We start from the raw sequence: 23,782 nt of genomic DNA on the forward strand, positions 1-23,782 counted from the left end.
CACGAGGCCGCGCTCGCCGCCCAAAAAGCCCATCGCTACGTCTATCCCGACAAGCGACTGACCTTCCAGTACACGACCTCCTCAACATCCCTCCAGAAAAAGCTCGGAGTCGCGTGATGACGGTGCATGTCACCAACCGCGACGGCGAAGAGAGCGAACTCGAGGCGCTCGAAGGCTGGCGTTTGATGGAGATCATCCGCGACTGGGGCCTGCCGATCAAAGCCGAATGCGGCGGTGCCTGCGCCTGCGCCACCTGCCATGTCTATGTCGAGCAGGACTGGCTCGCTAAGCTGCATCCGCCTCTGGAGGAGGAGATCGAACGGCTCGACGACGCTTTCGATGTCCGGCCGAATTCCCGTCTCGCCTGCCAGATCCTGATCTCGCCAGAACTCGACGGGCTCAAGGTCGCGCTGGCGCCGGACCACGGCTGAGGCATTCGAGATAAGCGAGGGCTGAATGACGACACGCTATCTTCGACCCCGTAGCCTCACCGAGGCGCTCCAGCTCAAGGCGGAGAGCGCCATGCCGCTGACGGTCCTGGCGGGCGGCACCGACGTCTACCCCGTGCGCACCCAGCGTGCCGCCTGGTTCGAGCCCCAAAATCGCGATCTGCTCGACCTCAGTCTCATCCCCGAGCTCGCCGGCATCGATCACGGCCCGGACGGCATCCGTATCGGCGCGATGGCGACATGGAGCGCCATCGCTGAGGCCGATTTCCCGCCTGCCTTCGACGCCTTGAAACAGGCAAGCCGGCAGGTCGGCGGCGTCCAGATCCAGAACCGGGCCACGATCGGCGGCAATCTCTGCAACGCTTCGCCCGCCGCTGACGGGGTGCCGCCGCTGCTCGCATTGGAGGCCGAGGTCGAACTCGCCGGCCCCCATGGAAGCCGGCGATTGCCGCTCGCCTCATTCGTGCTTGGGAACCGCAAGACCGCACTCGCGCCCGATGAATTGCTGGTCGCCATCCATGTGCCGGCACAACCGGCGCAAGCGCGCTCGACTTTCAAAAAACTCGGCGCGCGCGCCTATCTGGTGATCTCGATCGCCTCCGTCGCCATCAATCTCGCCTTGGATGAGCAGGGGCGCATTGCTTCGCTGCGGATCGCCGTCGGGGCCTGCGCGGCCGCGCCGCAGCGATTGAGCGCGATTGAGGCCCGGCTGCTCGGTCAGCTGCCCTCGCCTGCGCTGGCTGAGAGCGTCAGCGCCTCCGATCTCGCGCCCCTGTCGCCGATCGACGATGTCCGCGCCAGCGCCGCCTATCGCCGCGACGCCGCGCTTGTCCTGGTGCGGCGTGCGCTCGCCGGTTTGCTGTCTTCGCCGCTGGAGGTCGCCGCGTGAACGTCCATGATCGCTCCACCCTCAGCTCCTCGGCTCCGGCCTCTGAGGGTATCGCCTTCCGGCTCAACGGCGCGAACGTCCATCTGAGCGACGCGCCCGACACCCGGTTGAGCGAGGCGCTGCGCGGGAGCCTCAGCGCCACCGGCACCAAGATCGGCTGCGACGCCGGCGATTGCGGCGCCTGCACGGTCCTGATCGACGGCGCACAGGCCTGCGCCTGCCTGACGCCGATCGGACAAGTGGAAGGCCGCGAGATCATCACCGTCGAAGGCCTGGCGCAGGACACGCTCGGCTCAGCCCTACAGAAGGCGTTCCACGCGCATGGCGCGGCCCAATGCGGCATCTGCACGCCCGGCATGCTGATGGCGGGCTATGATCTGCTCAAGCGCAGCCCGCAGCCCGACGAGGCCGAGACCCAGGATGCGCTTGGCGGCGTGCTTTGCCGCTGCACCGGCTATCTCAAGATCGTCGAGGCCGTGCGCGACGCGCATCTTTTCATCGAGCCCGCTCCGATCGCGCCTGCCGCGAGCAGTGCGTCCGTCGGCGCGCGCATGACCCGCCTTGACGGAGAGCCCAAGGTTACCGGCACCGAGATCTATGGCGCCGATGCCGCGCCGGTCGATGCGCTCTGGCTGCGCGCCGTGCGCTGCCCCCATCCTCGCGCGCGTTTCACCCTGGGCGATCTCGACGCCTTCGTCGCAAGCCATCCAGGCCTCGTGCGCATCTTCACTGGGAAGGACGTGCCGGGCGAGAATTCCTTCGGCATCTACCCGCATCTCAAGGACCAGCCGGTCTTCTCCACCAGTGAAACCCGCTATCGCGGTGAATGCGTGCTCGCCATCGTCGGCGAGAAGGATGCGGTCGAGGCGATCCGGCTGGACGAGTTCCCGATTGCCTGGGAGGCGCTGCCGCCGATGGTCGGCGTCAAGGCGGCGCTGGGCGAGAGTGCTTTCATCCTGCACGACTTCGCCCCCGACAATGTGCTGACGCGCGGCCGCGTCGAGCGCGGCGATGTCGAGGCGGGCTTCGCGCAGGCCGCTCATGTCACCGCAGGCAGCTTCGAGACCGGCTTCGTCGAGCATGCCTATATCGAACCCGAGGCCGGCTATGCCCGGCGCGTCGGCGACACGATCGAGGTTTTTGCCTGCACCCAGGCGCCCTATATGGACCGCGACGAGGTCGCCCGCGTGCTCGGCCTGAAGCTCGAGGATGTCCGCATCATCCCCTCGGCTTGCGGCGGCGGCTTCGGCGGCAAGCTCGACGTCTCGCTGCAGCCGATGCTGGCGGTCGCGGCCTGGGTCCTCGACCGGCCGGTGCGCTGCGTCTTCGGCCGCATCGAATCGATGATCTCCTCGACCAAGCGCCACCCCTCCTCGATCGAGGCCAGGGCTGCCTGCGACGCCCAAGGCCGGCTCGTCGCCTTCGCCATGGAGGGCGATTTCGACACCGGCGCCTATTCCTCCTGGGGCCCGACGGTGGCAGGCCGCGTGCCGGTGCATGCGACCGGCCCCTACAAGGTACCCAATGTCTGCAATCTGTCGCGCGCGGTCTACACCAACGGCCCGCCAGCAGGCGCCTTTCGCGGCTTCGGCGTGCCGCAGGCCGCGATCGCGCAGGAGAGTCTGTTCGACGATCTCGCGACTGCTGCCGGCCTCGATCGGCTGGAGTTCCGCCTGATCAATGCCATCCGCGCCGGCGACACGACACCGACCGGCCAAGTCCTGCAAGCCAGCGCCGGCCTGGCCGAATGCCTGGAGAAGCTCAAACCCCATTGGCAGGCCCTGCTCGCGGATGCGGCGGCATTCAATGCAGGCGAAGGCCGCACGCGCCGCGGCGTCGGCATCGGCTGCATGTGGTACGGCATCGGTAACACCGGCATGTCGAACCCTTCGACCATGCGCATCACGCTCGACAGCACGGGCCAGCTCACCTTCTGGAACGGCGCGGTCGACATCGGCCAGGGCTCGACCACCGTGCTGACCCAGATCGCGGCCGACGCGCTCGGCCTGCCGGTCGAGGCCTTCACCCTGGTCATCGGCGACACCTTCAAAACCTTCGACGCTGGCAAGACCTCGGCCTCGCGCCAGACCTTCGTCTCCGGCCGCGCCTCGGAGGCTGCCGCCGCCGCGCTACGCAGCGAGATCCTGCGCCTGACCAATGCGGGTCCGACCGCGGCCCTGAAGCTCGCGGGCACGCAATTGCTGGTCGAGGAGAACGGCGTCATCGCGCGCATCGACCTCGCCGCCCTCCCCGCCAAGGCCGATGGCATCGTTCTGGAGGGCATCGGGAGCTTCGACCCGCCGACCGTGCCCTTGGACGAAAAAGGCCAAGGCATCCCCTACGCCACCTATGGTTTTGCGGCGCAGATCGCCTCGCTCGACGTCGATCTCGATCTCGGCACGATCAAGCTCAACCGCATCGTCGCGGCCCATGATGTCGGCCGCGCGATCAACCCGATGCTGGTCGAAGGCCAGATCCATGGCGGCATCGCACAGGGCATCGGGCTGGCGCTGCTGGAGGAATACCTGCCCGGCCGCACCGAGAATCTGCACGATTACCTGATCCCGACGGCCGGCGACGTGCCGCCGATCGAGATCATCCTGGTCGAGGATGCCGAGCCGCTCGGCCCCTCCGGCGCCAAGGGCATCGGCGAGCCGGCTCTGGTGCCGACCGCGCCGGCGATCCTCGGCGCGATCCGCCACGCGACCGGCGTGACGCCTCGGCAGGTGCCGGTGCTGCCGCATCGCTTGTGGGAATTGCTGCGGGCCAAGGACAGTGGCGACATGGATATTGGCGACAGGAATATTGGCGAGGAGACTCAGCCATGAACGAACTCAACCCCGTTCCCGCAGTGGATGCGGCACTCGCCGAGCGCTCGCGCAAATTCGGCGCGTCAGAGGGCAATGAAGGCATCGTCCGCTGCGACGCCTGCCCGGTCCTGTGTCGCATTCGCCCCGGCCGCTCCGGCGCCTGTTCGCGCTATGCCAATGACAATGGGCTGCTGATCCGCACCGACCCGGTCGTGCTGCTGGCGGAAGCCGTCGAGGTTGGTGGTCCTGTCGTGCCTTTCGCTGAAAATGCCGAGGATTGGGACGGCAGGATCCTGCCGGCGGATCGTGCCTTCGTCACCGGCATCGGCTCGGGCACGACCTATCCCGACTACAAGCCCGCCCCCTTCATCGTCTCCTCGCAGCATGAGGGGGTCGACACCGTCACGGTCGTGACCGAGGGCATCTTTTCGTATTGCGGCGTCAAGGTGAAGATCGACACCGACCGTCATCTCGGCCCGGAGACCGCTGCCGTGCGAGCCAATGGCGAGCAGGTCGGCCATGTCACCACAGCCGAATACGGCTCGCAGATGCTCTCGCTCGGCGGCGTGCGCCACCTCACCGGCGGTTCCAAGAAGGAAGGCAACGCCACCTGCGAGGCGATGCTGAAGCTCAGCAATGGCGAGGCCGTCGAGCTGACCATCGATGGCGGCCATGGCGTGATCGTGCAGGCCGGCCACGCGCCCATCGTCGACGGCAAGCCGGAGGCGCGCATGCGCGTCGGCTGCGGCTCGGCGACCATCGGCATCTTCGCCAAGCAGTGGCAGGGCCATGTCGACGAGGTCATCGTCGTCGACGACCACATCACCGGTGTGCTGACCGAGCATCAGGCCGGCCGCGTGCTCGACATGAAGCCCGCCGGCATTCGCGTGCGCGGGCGCAAATCGACGCCTGGCCGCTATTTCCAGGTCGCCCAGCCCGGCCTCGGCTGGGGCGGCACCGACATCACCGAACCGCTCTCGATCATCCAGAAGATCGATGCAGGTCTCGCCTGGCCCGGCATGCGCCTGTTGATGACGTCGACCACCGGCGAGGATTCGCTCTACTACGTCCTCGACGAGAACTTGCTGCCCGTCGAGGCCGAGATGCCGTTGGCCGTGCGGCAGGTCGTCGAGCGCATCGGCGAGAATTGCGAGCCCTCGCTCTGCACGGTCACCTTCATGGCCGGCGCCGGCGGCAGCTTGCGGGCGGGTGTCACCGAAAACCCCGTGCTGCTGACGCGCTCGGTTCAATCAGGCACGACACGGGTCACGATGGGCGGCGCGCCGGTCTATGTCTGGCCCGGCGGCGGCATCACCGTGATGGTCGATGTGCTGCGCATGCCCAAAAACGCCTTCGGCTATGTGCCGACGCCGGCAATCGTCGCGCCGATCGAATTCACCCTGCCGCGCGAACTCTATCTCGCCTCGGGCGGGCATGCCGACGAGATCGTCCCGATGGAGGAGATCTTGCGCGCCCATGGCGGGCAGGCGCGGATCGAGAGCGCGGCAGCGGAGAATCCATGGCCGCTCAGGCGGGATGCGGGGTAGCACTTCGCGTCATAAGCGCGAGGCTTCCACCTCCGCCACGTCATCCTGGCCGAAGCGAAGCGGAGCGCCGGGATCCATCGTAGAGCCAGGCGCTTTAAAGGATTGGCCCTCCGATGGATCCTGGAGCGCCGCTTGCGCGGCTTGTCCGGGATGACGTTATGCTGACGTCAGAACACATCATGCTCTCATCATGAAAACCCATCGCGTCTCCCGCCTGCCCGGCAACCGGCTGCATCTGCAGGAGGGGCCGAGCGATCTCGTCATCGCGGCCTTCGCTCCCAAGCCGCGGATCGAGCGGGCCTATGCCGCGGCCGAGGCGCGCTTCGATGGGCTTTTGACCGAACTCGCCGGCGAATTGCGCCTGTTGCGCCAGCCGCTCGACCATCAGCCGCCCTCCCTGAGAGGTGCCACGGCGCAACGCATGGCGCGCGCCTGCTGGGCCTTTCGGACGCAATACATCACGCCGATGGCCGCCGTCGCCGGCGCGGTGGCGGATACGGTCCTCACCGCGATGCTCGCCGCCGAACCCCGGCTCGAGCGCGCCTATGTCAATAATGGCGGCGATATCGCGCTGCATGTCACGCCCGGCCATCCGCTCGACATCGGCGTCGTGCCCTCGCTCACCCGCGCACGGCCGGAGGGTTTCCTGCGGCTCGATGCGGCAAGCCCGGCGCGGGGCATCGCGACCAGCGGCTGGCGCGGGCGCTCCTTCTCGCTCGGCATCGCCGACGCTGTCACCGTGCTGGCACGCTCGGCAGCCGAGGCCGACGCAGCCGCGACCGTCATCGCCAATGCCGTCGATGTGAAGGACGCGGCGATCCTGCGGCGGCCGGCGCGGGAACTCGATCCCGACAGCGATCTCAGGGAGTTGTTGGTGACGGTTGAAGTGGGACCGTTGTCACCGACGGCCGTGGCGACGGCGCTGGGGAACGGCGTCAGGGTCGCTGAGACGCTGCTGTCCGAGGGGCTGATCGAGGGCGCTCTGCTCGCCCTGGCGAATGAATGGCGCAGCGTGGGTGGGGCGTCCAATCTGTCATGATCGGGCGCGGGGAACCCCTCTCCCGGATGGGAGAGGGGCAGGGGTGAGGGCCCGCCGCTGATTGTTAGGGCGCAACTGCGCCGCAGCGCCTTCTATTGAAAGGGCACACCCTCATCCGGCGCTCCGCGCCACCTTCTCCGGCCCATCTCGGGCTTGCCCGAGATGGGCAACCCAAAGTGTCAAAGTCGGCAACAGCCGACTTTGATACGGGAGAAGGGAAGAGGCCGTCGCAGCCTGTGGGAAACGCTCCGGCATGGATCCCCTGTGTCTGCGCGGAGCCTATCCTTCGGCCGGCCAAAGGCCGGACCCGAGGGCTCCGCCCAAGAATGACGCCCCGACTACACCGACAGATACTGCGTCCTGACCGCCTCGTTGCCCTTCAGCTCGTCCATCGTGCCGGTGAAGCGGATCATGCCCTTCTCGATGATCGCGGCGCGGTCGGCGACATTGCCGGCGAAGTGCAGGTTCTGCTCCGAGATCAGCACCGAAAGACCCTCGGCCTTCAAGGCCAGGATGGTCTTGGCCATGTCCTCGACGATGACCGGCGCCAGCCCCTCGGACGGTTCGTCGAGCAGGACGAGCTTGGGGTTGCCCATCAGGGTCCGCGCGATCGTCAGCATCTGCTGCTCGCCACCCGACATCGCCCCGCCCGGCCGGTCGCGCATGCGGCCGAGATTGGGGAAGAGCGCAAACAGCCGCTCCGGCGTCCAGTGCGGCGCGTCAGAGCGCGCCGGGCGCTGCGCGACCGAAAGGTTCTCCATCACGCTAAGTTCGGAGAAGACGCGCCGGTCCTCCGGCACATAGCCGATGCCGAGGCGGGCAATCTCGAAGGGTTCGCGCCCCTGAACCGCCCGTCCCTCAAAGGTCACGGTTCCGCCGGCTGGAGGCACCAGGCCCATGATCGCCTTCATCGTGGTCGATTTGCCGGCGCCGTTGCGGCCCATCAAGGCCAGCACCTCGCCGCGGTTCATCGTGAAGCCGAGGCCCTGCAGGATATGGGCGCGACCGTAATAGGCGTCGAGTCCCGCGATTTCGAGTAACGCACTCATCTCAATGCCCTCCCGAGGTCGCGCCGGAGCCGAGATAGACGGCGCGGACATTGGGATCGCGCCGGACCTCCTCGGCCGTGCCATGGGCGATCAGCCGGCCGCGATCGAGCACGATGACGCTGTCTGAATGGGTGAAGACGACATCCATGTCGTGCTCGGTGAAAAGCACGGCAATGCCCTTGGCGGCAGCAATATCGGCGGTCAGCGCCATCAGTTCGATGCGCTCGCGCGGCGCCATGCCGGCGGTGGGCTCATCCATCAGCAGGAGTCTCGGCTGGTTGGCCAGCGCGACCGCGAGCTCGACGCGCTTGAGATCGCCATAGGCGAGCACGCCGCAAGCTCGCTCCGCCTGTTCCAGCATGCCGACCTGGGCGAGCAATGCGTCGGCGGCCTCGACATGGCGGTCGCGGGCGCGCCCGAACGGGCTCCAGATCCCGCCGGCATGGGAGATCAGCGCCATCTGAACATTCTCGCGCACCGTCATTGAGGTGAAGGTCGCGGTGATCTGGAAGGTGCGGCCGACGCCCATGCGCCAGACCACGCGCGGCTTCATGCCGGTGATCGGCCTGCCCGCCAGCAGAACCTCACCGCCATCGGGCCTGAGCTGGCCGTTGAGCATGTTGAAGCAGGTGGTCTTGCCCGCGCCATTGGGGCCGATCAGCGCCAGCATCGTGCCGGCCTGGACGGAGAAGGAGACACCGTCGACCGCGCGCACGCCGCCGAAGGATTTTTGCAGATCGCGCACGACCAGCACCGGATCTTGCGCCGCGGCGGGGACCGCCGCCTGCAGCTGCGGGACCGCGTTCATCGTCCGCCCTCCGCTGCGAGCCGGGCGGCAGGCTCGGGCTGCCTCGTCCAGCGCTCGCGCAGCAGCAGCGAAGCGCCGACCAGCCCGCGCGGGAACAGGATGACGAGCAGCACGATCGAGAGCCCGAGCCCAAAGCGCCAATACATCGTCGCCTTCATCAATTGCTCGCTCAAGCCCGCATAGGCGAAGGCGCCGATGACCGGGCCCGCCACGGTCTGCACGCCGCCGAGCAGCACCATCAGCAGCGCATCGACCGAGCGCGGGATCGCCATATAGGTCGGGAAGACCGAGCCCTTGAAGAAGGCAAAGAGCGCGCCCGCAATGCCCGCAGCAAAGGCCGCGACCGCGAAGGCGACCCATTGGATGCGCATCACGTCGAGGCCGATGGCCTCGGCCCGCAGCGGGTTGTCGCGCCCGGCCCGCAAGGCGTAGCCGAGCGGTGAGAAGATCGTCAGGCGCAAGGCGAGGATCGAGAACACGCAGACGCCGAGCGTGAGATAGTAGAAGCCGGTTTTCGAAACGGCCCAGGCCGAGGGCCAGACACCAAGAATGCCGTTGTCGCCACCGGTCAGCTCGACCCATTGGAAGGCGGTGGCCCAGGCGATCTGCGCGAAGGCGAGCGTCAGCATGGCGAGATAGACGCCCGAGAGGCGCACGCAGAACCAGCCGAAGACGACGCCCGCAATCCCCGCCAGGAAGGGCGCGAAGATCAAGGCGGGCTCCATCGAAGCGCCCAGCCATTTCACCGCCAGCGCCGCGCCATAGGCGCCGAGCCCGAAATAGGCGGCGTGGCCGAAGGAGGCCATGCCGCCCGGCCCCATCATGAAATGAAGCGAGGCGGCGAAGAGCGCGAAGATCACGAGTTCGGTCAGCGTCAGCAGGATATGGTCCGGCGCGACCAGCGGCGCGAGCACGAGCAGCAGGAGCGCGATCAGCCCGGCAAGCTTGGTCAGCTTGTCGGCCGGCAGCAGCAGCGGCTCGGCCGGACCATGGCCGCGCGCGCCGCCGATCGGCGCCTTGCCCATCAAGCCATAGGGCTTGACCACCAGGACCACCGCCATCACCAGGAAGACCAGCACCAGCGTGATCTTGGGAAAGATCAGGATGCCGAAGGCGTGCAGGATGCCGATCAGCACGGCGGCGAGATAAGCCCCCGTCACGCTGCCCAGGCCACCGACGACCACGACCACGAAGACCTCCGAGATCATCGACAGGTCCATATGCAGGTTGACCGCCTCGCGCGGGAGCTGCAGCGCGCCGCCGAGCCCTGCCAGCATCGAGCCGAAGGCGAAGACCGAGGTGAAGAGCAGGCGCTGGTTGACGCCGAGCGCGCCGACCATCTCGCGGTCCTGCGTCGCAGCCCGCACCAACGTGCCCCAGCGCGTCTTCTGGAACAGAAGCCAGAGGATGAGCAGCACGAGTGGCCCAACCGCGATCAGGAAGAGCTCATAGGTCGGGAAGCGATTGTCGAACAGGATGACGAAGCTCTTGAGGCCCGGCGCGCGCGGCCCGAGCTTGTCCTCCGGCCCCCAGGTCGCAAGCGTCAGATCCTGCAGCATCAGCACGACGCCGAAAGTGGCAAGCAATTGGAAGAGTTCCGGCGCCTGGTAGATCCGGCGCAGCACCAGGACCTCGATCACGACGCCGAGGAGCCCGACGAGCAGCGCCGCGAGCAGTACGCCGCCCCAGAAGCCAAGCGGCTCCGCCGCACCGAAAGAACTCACCAGCGTCCAGGCGAGATAGGCGCCGAGCATATAGAGCGAGCCATGCGCGAAATTCACGATGCGCGTGACGCCGAAGATGATCGACAGCCCCGACGCAACGAGAAAGAGCGAGGAGGCCGAGGCCAGCCCGTTCAGCGTCTGGGTAAGGATGAGGTCGATCATGCTGAATCCACCTTGAGCCAAAGCTCCGCCGTCATCCCGGACGCAGCGAAGCGGAGATCCGAGATCCATCCTAGAGCTCCGGAGCCTTCCGATGGATCCCGGATCTGCGCCGCTACGCGGCTTGTCCGGGATGACAGAGGTTCATGAGCCAGTTAACCAGAGGTCGCCTCACCCCGCCGGGCGCAGCGTCTTCACCTCGGCGTCGCTAGGCAGGTATTTCGCGCCGTCGGCATAGCGCCAATCGACCATCACACCCTTGCCGTCCTTGACCGCGGTCTTGCCGACAAAGGCGCCCAGCGTCGACTGGTGGTCGATGGCGCGGTATTCGGCCTGGCCGAAGGCGGAGGGGAATTTCAGGCCTTTCATAGCATCGACCAGCTTCTCATTGTCGGTCGAGCCGGCCTTGGCGAGCCCGGCCGCAATCGAGTTCATCGTATCGAAGCCGACCACCGAGCCGAGGCGCGGATAATCGTTGAACTTGGCCTTGTAGGCGTCACGGAACTTCACATGCTCCGGCGTCTGGATGTCGGCATGGGGATAGCCGGTGACGATCCAGCCGACCGGCGCTTCGGCGCCGAGCGGATCGAGATATTCAGGCTCGCCGGTCAGCATCGAGACGACCGCCCTGCCCTCGAACAAGCCGCGGGTATTGCCCTGGCGAACGAAGTTCGAGAGATCGGCGCCGAAGGTGACGTTGAAGATCGCATCGGGCTTGGAGGCCTCCAGCGCCTGCACGGTCGCGCCCGCATCGATGCGGCCGAGCGCCGGGAATTGCTCGGCGACGAATTCGACATCGGGCTTGGCCTTCTTCAGCAGCTCCTTGAACCACTTCACGCCGGATTGGCCATATTCGTAGTTCGGCGCGACCAGCGCCCATTTCTTGGCCGGGAGCTTGGCGGCCTCCTCGACCAGCATCGCCGCCTGCATGTAGGTCGAGGGGCGCAGGCGGAAGGTGTAGCGGTTGCCCTTGGCCCAGACGACCGCATCCGAGAGCGGCTCGGAGGCGACATAGAGGCGCTTGTTCTGGGCGGCGAAGTCGGCGATGGCGAGCCCGACATTGGAGAGGAAGCCGCCCGAGAGCAGATCGACCTTCTCGGCGTTGATCAGGTCGCCGGCATGGCGCACCGCATCTTCCGGCTTGCCGCCATCGTCGCGGAAGATCGTCTCGATCTTGCGCCCGAGCGCGCCGCCCGCCGCATTGATCTGCTCCAGCGCCAGCTCCCAGCCCTGGCGATAGGGCTTCAGGAAGGCGGGCTGGGCCGTGTAGCTGTTGATCTCGCCCACCTTGATGGGCCCTGCCCCTTGCGCCCGCACCAGGGCCGGCGCAGCGATCAAGGCAGCGCCGGCGGAGGCGCCGGCTAGAAGTGACCGACGGTCGATCGTCATCGCTGTTCCCCGTTCTGGCCCGGTGGCGAAACGCCCCGATGCTCGTTGACAGATGTCGCATGCCGACGCCGCTGCGTCAGCCTGCATAATCATTTGTGTACTTATGAATTTGAAGAGCCCTAAATCGCTTGTCAACGCCTAAAAAACGTCAGCCTCTGCGCAAGCCGGAGGCAGGTTTCAAGGCGGCGCGCAGCCCCGGCAAGGCCTCCTCGCCGAGCCTCACTCGGCCGCACCGAGCGACAGGCGTAATGGCGAGACCTGCGCCTCGTGCAGGGCCTGGTAGGGGCCGCCGGCGTGCACGAGGTCCTCATGCCTGCCCTGTTCGGCGATGCCGTCCTCCGTCACCACCACGATGCGGTGGGCATGGCGGATGGTGGCGAGCCGATGTGCGATGACCAAGGTCGTGCGGCCGCGCGCCAATTCGCTGAGCGAGGCCTGGATCGCCTGTTCGGTCTCGGTGTCGAGCGCCGAGGTCGCCTCGTCCAGGATCAGGATCGGCGGGTTCTTGAGGAAGATGCGGGCGATGGCGAGGCGCTGCTTCTGCCCGCCCGAGAGCTTGACGCCGCGCTCGCCGACCACGGTGTCGAGCCCGGCGGGCAGATCGGCGATCATCGCGTCGAGCCTGGCGCGGCGCGCAGCCTCGGTGATCTCGGCCTCGGTGGCATCGAGCCGGCCATAGGCGATGTTTTCGCGGATCGTGCCCGCGAACAGGAAGACATCCTGCTGCACGATGCCGATCTGCCTGCGCAAGCCGGCCAGCGTCATGTCGCGGATGTCGATGCCGTCGATGCTGATGGCGCCGGAATCGACCTCATAGAAGCGCGGCAGCAGCGAGAGCAAGGTCGTCTTGCCGGCGCCGGACGGGCCGACGAAGGCGACGGTCTCGCCGGGAGCAATGGCGAGATCGACGCCCGCCAGCACAGGGCGGCCCTTGGCATAGCCGAAACCGACGCTGGTGAAGCGGATATCGCCTTCGAGCGCCACGGGCACGATCGCGCCCGGCTTGTCCGCGATATCGGGCTGCGTCGCGAGCAGCTCCTGATAGCGCCGGAAACCGGCAATGCCCTTGGGATAGGTCTCGATCACGGCGGCGATCTTGTCGAGCGGGCGGTAGAATACGCCGACCAGCAGCAGAAAGCCGACGAAGCCGCCGATCGTCAGCGAGCCCTGCACGACATACCAGGTGCCGGCCAGCATCACCGCGAGCTGCACCAACCGCATGCCGAGATAGTTCAGCGCCTGGCTCGCCGCCATGATGCGATAGGCGTCGAGCTTGGTCGCCCGGTAGAGTTGGTTGTCGCCGGCGAAGAGCGCGCGTTCATGCGCCTCATTGGCAAAAGCCTGCACCACGCGGATGCCGCCGATATTCTCCTCCAGCCTGGCATTGAACGCGCCGACGCGGCCATATTGCGCCTGCCAGTTGCGGGTCATGCGCCCGCCATAGCGCGCCACGATGAAGCCGGCGAGCGGCACCACCAGCGCCGTCATCAAGGCCAGCTCGACATGGATATAGGCCATCAGCACGAAGGCGCCGAGGAAGGTCATCACCGCGATGAACAGGTCTTCCGGCCCGTGATGGGCGACCTCGCCGATCTCCTCCAGATCCTTGGTGACGCGGGCGACAAGATGCCCGGTCTTCTGCTCGTCATAGAAGCGGAAGGAGAGTTTTTGCAGATGGTCGAAGGCCTGCCGGCGCATCTCGGTCTCGATATTGATGCCGAGCCGGTGCCCCCAATAGGTCACGATCGCCATCAGCCCGGAATTGACCGTGTAGATCAGCAGGAGCCCCGCCCCCGCCATGAGAATCAAGGGCCAGTCGCCGCGCGGCAGCAGGATGTCGACGAATCCCCTCACCGCCAGCGGAAAGCAGAGTTCGAGCAGGCCGGAGATCACGGCGCAGCCGAAATCGACGAGGAACAGCGTCCTATGCGGGCGATAATAGGCGAGGAAGGCGCGCAGCATGGCGCTCTCATAGCAGCTTGCGCCCTGCTTGTGCCCGGTTTTTCCTGCCGGGCCGGCATGCCGGAACGAGGGCCAGAGCGCGCCAAACTGCCTCTTTAGCGCCCAGTCGGGCCAAATATGATAAAATGGCGCATTTATGGGCAGGAAGATTAAAATAGGGACAGCCATGCTGTCCCTTTCCTCTTGTCCAGAACCAAAAGAAGTCCTATCTCTTGTGCACCGCAGCAGAGATGCTGTGTCGCCCTCCTTGGGCGTTTCCTCCCTAGACTTCGGGCTGCGCTTCGGCGTAGCCCTTTTTTCTTTTGGGGCTATGCGCAGCGCGTTCGGCTGCGCGAAGGCCACGATAATCCCAAAGACACGGTGCCTCGCGGCGGATCGTCCACAAGCCTGCATTCTGCACTTGCCATCCGGGCTCGGTTTGATTAGACCCCGGCTCACCAACGCGAACGCACCGCGCCGTTGGGGGATCGTCTAACGGTAGGACCCCAGACTCTGACTCTGGTTGTCTAGGTTCGAATCCTAGTCCCCCAGCCACTTCGCTAGTGGTTGATTTTAAAGAAAAACTTCAAATCGCCGCAACGGTCGGACGTCGTGCAGCATGCTGCCGCAGGCTATGGTGGCGCCCTCAATCAGGGCATCTTCAATGCATCCCAACGATATCGCGGATTTTTGGTCAGAGTGCTCCGCGGCGGATCGGGTGCATCCTCGCGATAGAACCGCGTGGGATCGGCTCAGACTCGGCTTCAGCCCCAATGCCCTGCCTGCAGGGTTTGTAGGGCCGATTCTGAGTGCGCCCGTCGTTCTCTTGTTCTTGTCGCCGGGCTTGCACCAATCGGACGAAGCCGCATCTGATAACCCGGTTGAACAAGCTCGCTACGTGCGCATTCGGGCCGGGCGCGAGCCGCTTCCCGATAAAGACTGGCCAGCGGGATACGCTTGGTTCCGCAAGCGGGTCGCGCCCTTCACAACCGATTATGAGAATGCTCGGCATCGGATCGCCGTTCTAAATATCGGAGGATACAAGTCGGTGGACTTCACCGACCACGGCGCGCTCACCGCGCTCCCGTCATCCCGGTTTGCGGTGACTTGGGCTCAGGACGTGTTGTTTCCGCAGGCAGAGCGCGGGGAACGCGTTGTCGTCTGCCTGCGGGCCTCCAAATGGTGGGGCCTCACGCCGGGGCAGAGATATGCCGGCAAGTTGTTCGCGCCTATGGTGAACCGCGCCGGTGACATCTCGCGGGACCAAGGCAGCGGCCCTACGAGATCAGAGATTGAAGAAGCTGTGCTAGCAGCCCTGTGATCGCTGATGCCGACCGCCTTGTCAGCCATGGCTATGTGCGCGGCCGGCAGCCGTGGCGAAGGGTTATGACCATTGATTCTTAAGTCGTTGCTCGACGATGCTGAACGTCTTAAACGCCAGTCTAGCTTTCGTTGTGGAGACGCGATCGCGCTGTTTGCCGAGAGCTTTATCGATTTCCGCTCTCGTTATGGCAGATTCAGCGCCAACAATTATCTCCCGCAATAATAGGTCTGAGTCAAAATTGACGAAACATCGCCCCTGTTTGTCGGGGTCTTTCAATTTTGCAAATAATCTATATTCGCGTTCATATTGCCAATGACGGAATTTCGTTTTTACCAGCGCGCGCATCATTTCATGGGCTTCATCACTTTCTGCATCTATTGCAGCAAGCATAGAGTCATCCCATGCGAGACGTTGTCTTTGATAGCACACCTTTTCGAGCAGGTGATCCGGAACGTCAAACCCCAGGCAAAGGCCGGCATGTCGATCAGCATAATGGCTCCATTGAACTGGATTATGCCAATTGGCACTGAAGCATAAAATGCCTCCGAATTTAGCTAGGCCCGATTTTACGTTTGACCATGCCGCCCTCTCTGCTGGGGTTTTTGTCGCATAACCCAGAAGTTCGAACGGATCATTTAACCTATCAAGGCGCGAAAGCTTCAATCGTCTCAGCCGAATTGCTTGAAGGCCAAACTTTCGATTTATGAAGTGGTAAACTCTCATCAGATTCGAGCGCTACCGTGGTTCCCTGTCGCTCAAGTTTCGATTGTAGGCAGCATCTACGTCAAGGCGGAAACGCGAAATGCCCGCCGATCTGCACCGGCGGGCCTCTTGTCGTAAGTCGCCCTGGGCTCGGGCGACTATGTTCGGGCGGCCTGCCGCAAAGCGGTTGAAGCATATGCCAAATCCCGTTTCGGCGCGAGATGTCGTGCCTACAGGCTTTGCGCGGCACTAATCCTTGACGGGCGGATACATCCTGACTAGATTTTGACTGTCGCGTGACGGCCGGCGGAAACGCCAATCGACACCCGCGTAAGAGTTTCCAGAGGGGTCGAGCGAACACGCGGCACACCGGCAACGGTGGCGTCGAGAACGCGCGCGCGGACCAAACTGGCCGCAACCGGACGTAGTAAGGCGGGATACAACGCCAAGGCGTCCGCGGGGCATAAAACCGAGTTGGGCTGACATCAGGAGCCGGTGATCAACCGGCCACGCGAGGCATCCGTGTCCGCGGCACGTTCTGAGAGACCTCCGTCCATGATGAAGACGCCAAGTCGCGGTCGAGTTGCAGGTCCACCGGGTAAGGTTCCGAAATCTAGGAAGCCGGCTGTTCCTCGCGTCTCGAATCCTAACCTCGCTCTATCCAGCATCATCAATACGCTCCGCAACAACCGCGGTGCCGGCGATGCATACAGCAGGGGGTCGCTGCATATTAACGACCAGCAAAGCGGGCAAGAAGTCCGTCTCGAATGGGAGAGCGGTATCCCCGAACGTTGGTGGCAGGGGCTGTATCGCGTAATTTCCGTTCAGATCAAAGCGAGCATCAAGGGGCGGATTAGTCTCTGATACTGGGTTACCTGAGGATGTCATGAGGCCCGCCGATCTACACCGGCGGGCCTCATGTCGGAAATCTCCTTGGGCGCGCTCTCGACAACCGGATTCAGGCCGATCTACACCTGTGGCGTGCACCGCAAATGGTGTTGGCTGGCTTGGGGTCTATCGTGAAGTCGATGGGATTGATTGCTGCGGCGGCTGTCGGCGCGGCATTGGGCGGTTGCGTGTCGACAACTGAGGTAATGGACAAGCTGATGGCGTCGCAAGAACCGCCATCGCCGGCGATCCGAAAGGCGATCGTCAATGCGGCCCGCGACTATCTTGCTGATCCATATTCGATCCGCGACGTTGAGATTTCGAGCGTGATGGTGGCCGGCAACACCGGGCTTCATGTCGTTTGCGTGAAGTTCAACGCGAAGAACCGAGTCGGCGGATACACGGGGCGCACGGCGACGGCCGTGCGCTTGCAAGGGCTCCAGCCCGTTGGCGCGACCGAAAACGCACCGGGCTGCGTAGAGCCTCGGCTGAAGTATTATCCGTTCCCGGAGTCGGACGTGCTGCGCAAGCTTTAATGCGAAAGGCCCGCCGATCTGCACCGGCGGGCCTCTTGTCGTAAATTGCCCTGGGCTTAGGCAATATGCTAGCCGTCGATGAATCGGGCGCCGTCGCTCTCAACCACGTAGGCGTAATCCGAGCATCGGAAGATCGTAGTCATCATCTCCACGTTAGGATCGGAGCCGATCCGAGCTTTGAACGACAGATTGTTCCCATCAGACTGAATAACGTCGATGCCGCCAACTCGCTCAACGATAGCGAAACTGCCCGGCAGGTCTTCGACCTGCACAAGGTGCCGTTCCGTGGCGTCCGCCTCCTCCAAGTCTAGGCGAATGCATTTGCCATCCATCACGCAGCTTCCCTTTTTTCCTCATAAAGTTGCCCGTTGACCTGCACCTCGGCGAAGCGGCTGGGCTCGATCACGCCTTGATAGAGATACCAAATCTTCGCCTTCGCCTTTCCCCCGCCGGTCTCGATCATGATATTCAGCCAGTCGGGCCGCAAGCGCTTCCGAGCCCACGGGAGCCAGAGCCGCAAAGAGCGGTCATTGGACAGGATCACAACCTTGATCCGCACGGCCCGCTTGTTGGGATATCGCGCTCCTACAGGCGGCAAGCGCCCAAGGCCTTTCGGCGCGGACCTCGCCGGTGATCGCCACATTCATGCCGCCCGGTCCATCACCAACAGTCCCGGCACGCGTTCGAATTCCGCCTTGTTAAGCGTCACCAGCGCGGCGCCGTGGCGGCGGGCTTGGCCCGCGATGAGATAGTCGTATGGGCCGATCGGCGTGCCGCGCATTTCCAGCGCGGCGCGGATCTCGCCGGCATGGGCGGCATCGTCCTCCTTAAAGGGAAGAACGGCGATGCCGAGGCTGAGGAAGTTCTCCAGGAGCTGTTCCGCCGCCTCGCGCCGCTCGCTCCTAGCGAAGCCGTAGCGCAGCTCATAGAGCGCCACGACCGGCAGGCGATCGGCGTGCCCGCGCGCAACTGCTCGCCGAGCCGACGGCGCAGCGCCGAGCTGCGGCCGTTGACGATCCAGAGAACGATATTGGCGTCGAGGCAGATCATCCGTTGAAGAACACGCGCGGATCGGGATCAACAGGCGCATCCTCCGGGAGGCCCTCGGGCAGGAAGCCCTTGGCGCCCATCGCGTCGAGCTCCGCCCAGAACCGGTCAAGGTCGATCGGCGGCTTCTCCATCGGCTCAAGGATCACCTTGTCGCCGACCTTGCTGACGCGCACCTCCTTGCCTTCGAAGCGGAACCCCTTGGGGAGGCACACAGCCTGGCTGCGGCCATGAATAAACAGCTTCGCAGTGCGCTTTTCGTCTGCCCTCGGCATCGCGCGCTTCCTTCGACATCTACCCGAGATAGATATCAAATCGCGAGCGCTTCGGTCGACTCTTTGAGCAGCGCCGGCAGGCCTTTCCAGCGGATGCGATGGCCCTAACAGCCAGGCAAGTTATCTTGGTCAGTCGGCTCGCTCATAACCGCGCCGTCATCCTGGACAAGCCGCGCAGCGGCGCAGCTACGGCCAGGATGACGGCGTGGTTCCGAGTATAACAACCAGCCTCTAAGCCGCTTCCGAGCGCGCAGCCTCGCCGCTGAGATAGCTGCGTTCGAAATGGCTCATCACGCAGGAGACCATGTCGCGCGCGACATGGAGCTGGTCTTCCTGGAAGGCCAGAGCGCGTGGCGAATTGAGCACGATCTCGTAACTCGGGAAGTAGTCGACGAAGTCGAAGCGCCGGAAGAGCTCTTCGGCGACCGCTCGCAGCACCGATTTCGAGCCGCTATTGGCGACGATGACGTCGGCGTCCTTGAAGGTCGCGCCCAGTGGCACCGGCGAGACGGTGACGACGAAGCGCATCTCCGGATGGCAATGCTCGCGGATCATCGCGATGATCTGCAGCATGTCGGCAAGCGTCGCCTCATAGCCGTAATCGATGAATCGGAAGCGCTCCGGCATGCGCGCGAGCCAGGCCGGGCCGGGATGGGCGTTCATCGCAAGCCCCGTCTCCGCATCGAGCCAGGTCTCGGTCAGGCCCAGGGTGAAGAAGCAGATGCGCGCCTGCTTGATCGTCGCGGTCGCGGCGCTCAGGCGCTTGCGGTTGGCGAAGGCGGTCTCGCGGTCGAGCAGGCGCAGGCCGCTGGCATGCGGATCGAACCACTGGTCCGGCGCGAGTTCGATCAGGCCGTCATGCGGATAACTCTCGTCGAGCAGCACGCGCTTCAGTTCATGCGTCATCGAGCGCACCGAATATTTGTTCAGCGCGCCCCGGCTCAATTCGCCGCCCGCGGCCCCGCCGCCGCGCCCGGTCGTGGCGTCCCAGGTCTCGAAATGCTCGGCCGGCACGCCATGGCCCCGGGTGACCAGCGACAGGCCGCGCATCATCAGGACGTTCTCGACCTCGCGCGCGAAGCAGGAGCCCATGGTGAAGATCGGCCAGGACGGATCGATCTGGAATTTCGGCTTGTGCTCGATCTGGACGAAATCGCCGGTGGTCAGCCGGGCTTTCGCCATCCGCTCGGCCTTGCCCGAGGTCCAGCCGCGAACCGGGTTGCCGCGCATGATCGAGAGCGCGGTGCCTGCGTCGTATTCGATCTTCATCGGTATGCTCCTGCCGCTACGGACCGCCGGCGTCGCCGCCGCGGGCCCCCTCTAGAAAACCGATCGGAAGGGCACCGGTAAGAGCCGGCGCCCTGCCCGCTCACATCCGGTGCGGCACGCCGTTCGCCACCAGGAAATTCCGCATGCGGTCATAGGATTGGGCATAGGATTTCGAGAGCGCGTTCAGCGCCGCCTCCTGATAGACGGCGCGCCAGCCGCCCTCGGCCAGCGCCGCTTCCGGCACGACCGGAATCTTCAGCGTCTCCGCCAGTTCCTGGCTGCGCGTGTCATAGGCGACGAGCACGCCGGGCACGCCATGCGCCACCGCCGGCAGAACGCCATGGACGCGGTAGCCGACCGCGAGGTCGAGGCCGGCAGCGAATTCGTCGTAGCGCTCGACATCGAAGAAGCTGAACAGCTTCTTCTCGTAGATGTCGCGCATGCGCGCATCGTCGGGCCCATCCCACCAGCCGGAATGGACGAATTCGGCGACGGCCTTGGCCTTGGCGGCATCGTCGCGCAGGAAGAAGGCCTTCTCCTCCTGCTCGCCATGCGAGGACATCACCATGTCGCTCTGGCTGTCGACCTTGAGCAGGGCCTGGCGCTGGTTGCGGATATAGGTCTCGGGATTGGCCGTGTAGCTGCTGTCGAACTCGCGGCGCAGGCTGAAGGCGACCTTACGGATCTCGCGCTGGTCGGGAATCTTGATGGCGAGGTCGCGGTTGCGGGTGCGGAAGATCGAGGGGCAGCCGACGACCTCGACATTCTTGACGCCGTTATGCCGCAGCGTCTCGGCGCTGAAGGCGCCGCGCACGCCGATGGCGGCGCAGCGATCCCCGACGATGCTCCAGAATCGCTTCGAGCCCTCGGAAAGCTCGATCGCGCGGTTCAGGCTCGCCTGCGCGCCGACGCCGATGGCGTAGACCGGCAGCTTGACGCGCTCCAGCACCTCGACGGCGCGGAACCACTCCATCTTCTCATGGATGAAGTTCGAGCCGCGCACGAAGACATAGTCGAACTCGCTGGCGTAGCGCTCGATATCGGCCTCGGTCGGGTTCATGATCTTCATCGGCTCGAGATGCGCGTAGCGCAGGAGCTTCAGCGTCGAGTCGTAGACGATCATGTCGCCGATGTTGAAATAGTCGGAGAGCAGCTTCTCCATCGGCGCGCGATACCAGCGCACCTTGTCGTGGTCGTAGACCTCGCCGGCCGGGTAGATCACCAGCGCTCTCAGTGCCTTCGTGGTCGCGACAGGCCTCAGATACGAGCCCGGGGCGAGCGCTCCCGTCGCCGCATCCATGACCGCGACCGAATGCGGGCGCCCGTCGGGCAGGCGCGGCAGCGGTATGGTGAGTTCGGCAACGGTCGCATCGCCGGGAACCAGCACGCCTGGATGAATCGTGGCGTAGTCCTGCCCATCGAGCAGAAGCCGCAGATCCGGCCAGCCGCCCTCCGGCCGGCGGGCGGCCGAGACGACGATCTCGCTCGTCGTTGCGCGCAGGATCTTCACGGCCTGCCCTGTCGAGCTGGCGGTGGCGAGGTTGAGCACGGGCGCGTTCATGGTGTCTCCTTCACGATCCGGACCTTGATCCGGACGAGGTCCCGCTCCGGCCCGATCTTGCAGCCGGAGACATGTAGCTTCGTCATGAACAGGAAGGCCTCGTCGCCAGTCGTTTCGAAATTGCGTGAGGGCGAGGCCGGGTCGGCGATCGCGCCATAGGCGTAGCGCTGCTGGTCGCTACAATCCTTGCTCCACATCGTCGGATGCGTGACGAGCGTCTGCAGCGGCGTCCAATTCAGCAGGTCGCTCGACCAGCTATAGGCGACGCGCCCGCCGACGACGCCCTTGGACGGGTCGGGGCCGAGATGGAAGATCGCGAGCCAGCGCCCGCTGGCCTCATGCCGCGTCACCGAGCCGACCGTCGTCGGCAATTCCTTGAGGGGCTGGCAGGGTTTCGCCTGCGACAGGTCCCCGCGATAGGGATCGACCGCGCGCAGGGTGAAATCCGCGCCGTCATAGGCCCGCCAGCTCGTCGCATCCGCGATAGTCGTCGTCTTGAACAGGCAGACGCCGGGCTTTTGCCCCTCGCCGCCCGTCGTCGCGATCAGCACGTACCAGGCGCCGTCACGCTGGACGATGTTGGAGGGGTTGAAGAAGCCGCGATGGCGCCCCTGCCCGACATCCTGCCGGAAGGTCGGGGCCGCAACCACCGTCGGCGGCTGATCGGGGGTAAAGCTGCGCCCGCCATCGCGCGAGCGCGCCGCGGTCACGACATTGTACCAGCAGCTCATCGCCTCCTTGAAGCGACAGGCGCCGGGATGCTCATTGGCGTGATACTCGTCATGCATCAGCGCGAAGACGTCGCGGCCATTGCCGGTCCAGGTCGCGCCGATCCAGCTGAAATCGCTGAAATCGCCGGGATTGGCGCTGCGCTTGGCCTGGAAGGCGATGGCGCAGGACGAGGCGACCCGGTCGAGTCCACGGCCGATCATGGCACGGCTGCGATGGTGGCTCGCAAAAGCAACGACCTCGCCGCGATCGTCGCGATAGGCCCGCAGCGGCGCGTCGGGGATATCCCATTGCTCGCAGCGCTGCCGGGCCCAGTCGAAGACGGTCTCTTCCTGCGCGCCGGGCGCGATCTCGACGCGGTAGCCCGACGCCTGCGCGGACAAGGCGGAGGGCACTGCCAGCAGCATGAGCGCCGCCAGCGGCCCCGCAAGCTCGGCGCGACACCGCCGCATCATGCGACCTTGCGCTCCGGCTCGGCAGCGGTGGCCTTCTGCCCGAGCATCTTGTTGTCGACGCGGTTCTCGACCAGGAAGTCGCGCATCGCGCCATAGACCTGCGTGTAGTTGGCGTTGAAGCGGTCGAAGCGCGCCTGCTCCCAATACTCCTCCAGGCGGAACTCCTGCCCGGAGAAGACGTCGAAGCTCGGGATCTTGAAGGTTTCCGCGAATTCGACGGTGCGGCTGTCATAGGTGAAGTAGATCGACGGCGTGCCATTGGCGAGCGCCATCAGATTGCCGTGCAAGCGATAGCCGAGCACGAGGTCGAGCCCGCGCACGAGTTGCTGATATTCGGCGACCACGTCGGAATAGAACATCGCGCTGCGGTAGAGCCGCTCCATCTCCTCATCGAGGAACCATTCATTCGCCCAGCCATTCTCACGCAGGGCGGCGATCGCCTCCTCCTTCTGCTCGGGCGAGCCGAGCGCGAGCTTCTTCTCCTCGACCTCGCCCTGGGCCATCAGGGTCACGTCGAAGCGGCCCGCCATCGTCTTCACCAGATCGCGATGGAAGGTGAGGTAGCGCTGGATGTCCTGGGCATAGTCCCTGGAGACCTCGCGCCGCATCGTCACCCCGACCGTCTTGACCTGGTCGAGCGCCGGCAGGCGGATCGCGAGATTGGGATTGTTGGCGCGGAAGGCCGTCGGGCAGCCGATGATGCGGACATTCTTGATGCCGAGCTCATTGAGCACCTCGGCGGAATAGGTGCCGCGCACGCCGAGCGAGGCGGTGGAATCCGCGATCAAGCGCAGCACGGTCTTGGTATCCTGGCTCAATTCGAGCTTGCCGCTGACGGGCGCCTGCGCGCCGATGCCGAAGGCGATCACCGGGATCTTGAGCCGGCGCAGGACATCGACCGTCCGTTCCCAGTCCATTTCGGCATGGACATAGTTGGAGCCGCGCAGGAAGACGTAATCGTATTCGGCATTCAGCCGGTCGATCTCTGCCGGGTCGACATGGCTGATCGGCAAGGCGTCGAGCTGCTCGAAGTTCAAGAGCTTGAGCGAGGAATCGAAGACGAAGGCGTCGCCGATATTGTGATAGTGGTTGATGTGGCTGGCGAGCTGACTGTGGTCGTACCAGCGCACATTATCGTGGTCGTAAACCTCCCCGGATGGGCTGATAACGAGGATGCGGGCCATCTTTGCTT

Annotated in this window: 21 protein-coding genes, 1 tRNA gene and 1 pseudogene; 9 read left to right on the forward strand and 14 right to left on the reverse strand. The window is 65.0% G+C overall.

Features of this window, described 5'->3' with window-relative positions; genetic code table 11:
* The 6 genes and pseudogenes from BMZ97_RS31040 to BMZ97_RS28515 form a co-directional block, all read left to right on the forward strand.
* Positions 1 to 117 (forward strand): annotated as a pseudogene (locus BMZ97_RS31040) (ferredoxin--NADP(+) reductase); the annotation flags it as partial.
* A complete protein-coding gene (locus BMZ97_RS28495; protein ID WP_092177844.1) occupies positions 117 to 431 on the forward strand; it encodes a 2Fe-2S iron-sulfur cluster-binding protein in 315 nt (104 codons plus the stop codon). The pseudogene BMZ97_RS31040 and the gene BMZ97_RS28495, both read left to right, overlap by 1 nt.
* 25 nt (positions 432 to 456) lie before the next feature.
* The gene (locus tag BMZ97_RS28500; protein ID WP_092177846.1) at positions 457 to 1,338 is read left to right on the forward strand and encodes an FAD binding domain-containing protein; all 882 of its coding nucleotides are present in this window, start codon (positions 457 to 459) and stop codon (positions 1,336 to 1,338) included.
* Positions 1,335 to 4,166, forward strand: a complete 2,832-nt coding sequence (locus tag BMZ97_RS28505; protein ID WP_244546650.1) for a molybdopterin-dependent oxidoreductase — start codon at positions 1,335 to 1,337, stop codon at positions 4,164 to 4,166. Before BMZ97_RS28500 ends, BMZ97_RS28505 begins: the two co-directional genes overlap by 4 nt.
* Entirely contained in the window at positions 4,163 to 5,695 is a 1,533-nt protein-coding gene (locus tag BMZ97_RS28510; protein WP_092177848.1) for a 6-hydroxynicotinate reductase, read from the forward strand. The genes BMZ97_RS28505 and BMZ97_RS28510 overlap by 4 nt, the downstream gene beginning before the upstream one ends.
* 190 nt (positions 5,696 to 5,885) lie before the next feature.
* The gene (locus tag BMZ97_RS28515) at positions 5,886 to 6,734 is read left to right on the forward strand and encodes a UPF0280 family protein (RefSeq protein WP_092177850.1); all 849 of its coding nucleotides are present in this window, start codon (positions 5,886 to 5,888) and stop codon (positions 6,732 to 6,734) included.
* 338 nt (positions 6,735 to 7,072) lie between these two features.
* On the opposite strand, the gene BMZ97_RS28520 is transcribed toward BMZ97_RS28515, so the two are convergent.
* The 5 genes from BMZ97_RS28520 to BMZ97_RS28540 form a co-directional block, all read right to left on the reverse strand.
* Positions 7,073 to 7,783 (reverse strand): ABC transporter ATP-binding protein, encoded by a 711-nt coding sequence (locus tag BMZ97_RS28520; protein ID WP_092177852.1) that lies wholly within the window; start codon positions 7,781 to 7,783, stop codon positions 7,073 to 7,075.
* 1 nt (position 7,784) lies between these two features.
* Complete coding sequence (locus BMZ97_RS28525) at positions 7,785 to 8,591, reverse strand: ABC transporter ATP-binding protein (protein WP_092177854.1); 807 nt, start codon at positions 8,589 to 8,591, stop codon at positions 7,785 to 7,787.
* The gene (locus BMZ97_RS28530; protein WP_092177856.1) at positions 8,588 to 10,477 is read right to left on the reverse strand and encodes an ABC transporter permease; all 1,890 of its coding nucleotides are present in this window, start codon (positions 10,475 to 10,477) and stop codon (positions 8,588 to 8,590) included. The genes BMZ97_RS28525 and BMZ97_RS28530 overlap by 4 nt, the downstream gene beginning before the upstream one ends.
* A gap of 168 nt (positions 10,478 to 10,645) precedes the next feature.
* Positions 10,646 to 11,857 carry an ABC transporter substrate-binding protein gene (locus tag BMZ97_RS28535; protein WP_244546659.1) on the reverse strand — a complete coding sequence of 404 codons (1,212 nt, stop codon included), beginning with the start codon at positions 11,855 to 11,857 and terminating at the stop codon, positions 10,646 to 10,648.
* 225 nt (positions 11,858 to 12,082) lie between these two features.
* On the reverse strand, positions 12,083 to 13,825 hold the full coding sequence (locus BMZ97_RS28540) for an ABC transporter ATP-binding protein (RefSeq protein ID WP_092177860.1): 1,743 nt from the start codon (positions 13,823 to 13,825) through the stop codon (positions 12,083 to 12,085).
* A 460-nt stretch (positions 13,826 to 14,285) separates the two neighbouring features.
* Between BMZ97_RS28540 and BMZ97_RS28545 the strand changes: the two genes are divergently transcribed.
* Both BMZ97_RS28545 and BMZ97_RS28550 read left to right on the forward strand, forming a co-directional pair.
* Positions 14,286 to 14,359 (forward strand) — tRNA-Gln (locus tag BMZ97_RS28545).
* 109 nt (positions 14,360 to 14,468) lie between these two features.
* Positions 14,469 to 15,125, forward strand: coding sequence for a hypothetical protein (locus BMZ97_RS28550; RefSeq protein WP_092177862.1), 657 nt, complete (start codon positions 14,469 to 14,471; stop codon positions 15,123 to 15,125).
* A gap of 63 nt (positions 15,126 to 15,188) precedes the next feature.
* Here BMZ97_RS28550 and BMZ97_RS28555 read toward each other — a convergent pair whose 3' ends face one another.
* The gene (locus tag BMZ97_RS28555) at positions 15,189 to 15,791 is read right to left on the reverse strand and encodes a DUF2971 domain-containing protein (protein ID WP_210188355.1); all 603 of its coding nucleotides are present in this window, start codon (positions 15,789 to 15,791) and stop codon (positions 15,189 to 15,191) included.
* Positions 15,792 to 16,849: 1,058 nt separating this feature from the next.
* Here BMZ97_RS28555 and BMZ97_RS28560 point away from each other — a divergent pair.
* Positions 16,850 to 17,254, forward strand: coding sequence for a hypothetical protein (locus BMZ97_RS28560; protein WP_139221376.1), 405 nt, complete (start codon positions 16,850 to 16,852; stop codon positions 17,252 to 17,254).
* Between the two features lie 68 nt (positions 17,255 to 17,322).
* Here the strand turns inward: BMZ97_RS28560 and BMZ97_RS28565 are convergent, their stop codons facing one another.
* The 8 genes from BMZ97_RS28565 to BMZ97_RS28600 form a co-directional block, all read right to left on the reverse strand.
* Positions 17,323 to 17,586, reverse strand: a complete 264-nt coding sequence (locus BMZ97_RS28565; protein WP_092177868.1) for a hypothetical protein — start codon at positions 17,584 to 17,586, stop codon at positions 17,323 to 17,325.
* Positions 17,586 to 17,813 carry a hypothetical protein gene (locus BMZ97_RS28570; protein ID WP_092177870.1) on the reverse strand — a complete coding sequence of 76 codons (228 nt, stop codon included), beginning with the start codon at positions 17,811 to 17,813 and terminating at the stop codon, positions 17,586 to 17,588. The genes BMZ97_RS28565 and BMZ97_RS28570 overlap by 1 nt, the downstream gene beginning before the upstream one ends.
* An 84-nt stretch (positions 17,814 to 17,897) precedes the next feature.
* Positions 17,898 to 18,335: a PIN domain-containing protein gene (locus BMZ97_RS28575; RefSeq protein ID WP_244546651.1), complete on the reverse strand. Its 438-nt coding sequence runs from the start codon at positions 18,333 to 18,335 to the stop codon at positions 17,898 to 17,900.
* Positions 18,301 to 18,576 carry an antitoxin gene (locus BMZ97_RS28580; protein ID WP_092177872.1) on the reverse strand — a complete coding sequence of 92 codons (276 nt, stop codon included), beginning with the start codon at positions 18,574 to 18,576 and terminating at the stop codon, positions 18,301 to 18,303. The genes BMZ97_RS28575 and BMZ97_RS28580 overlap by 35 nt, the downstream gene beginning before the upstream one ends.
* A 231-nt stretch (positions 18,577 to 18,807) precedes the next feature.
* The gene (locus tag BMZ97_RS28585; RefSeq protein WP_092177874.1) at positions 18,808 to 19,845 is read right to left on the reverse strand and encodes a GSCFA domain-containing protein; all 1,038 of its coding nucleotides are present in this window, start codon (positions 19,843 to 19,845) and stop codon (positions 18,808 to 18,810) included.
* 100 nt (positions 19,846 to 19,945) lie between these two features.
* Positions 19,946 to 21,406, reverse strand: a complete 1,461-nt coding sequence (locus BMZ97_RS28590; protein ID WP_092177876.1) for a polysaccharide pyruvyl transferase family protein — start codon at positions 21,404 to 21,406, stop codon at positions 19,946 to 19,948.
* Positions 21,403 to 22,590, reverse strand: a complete 1,188-nt coding sequence (locus BMZ97_RS28595) for a hypothetical protein (RefSeq protein WP_092177878.1) — start codon at positions 22,588 to 22,590, stop codon at positions 21,403 to 21,405. The genes BMZ97_RS28590 and BMZ97_RS28595 overlap by 4 nt, the downstream gene beginning before the upstream one ends.
* Complete coding sequence (locus BMZ97_RS28600) at positions 22,587 to 23,774, reverse strand: polysaccharide pyruvyl transferase family protein (RefSeq protein WP_092177880.1); 1,188 nt, start codon at positions 23,772 to 23,774, stop codon at positions 22,587 to 22,589. Before BMZ97_RS28600 ends, BMZ97_RS28595 begins: the two co-directional genes overlap by 4 nt.
* Positions 23,775 to 23,782 lie beyond the last annotated feature (8 nt).

The sequence above is a fragment of the Allobosea sp. OK403 genome, from assembly GCF_900113835.1.
GTDB lineage: Bacteria > Pseudomonadota > Alphaproteobacteria > Rhizobiales > Beijerinckiaceae > Allobosea.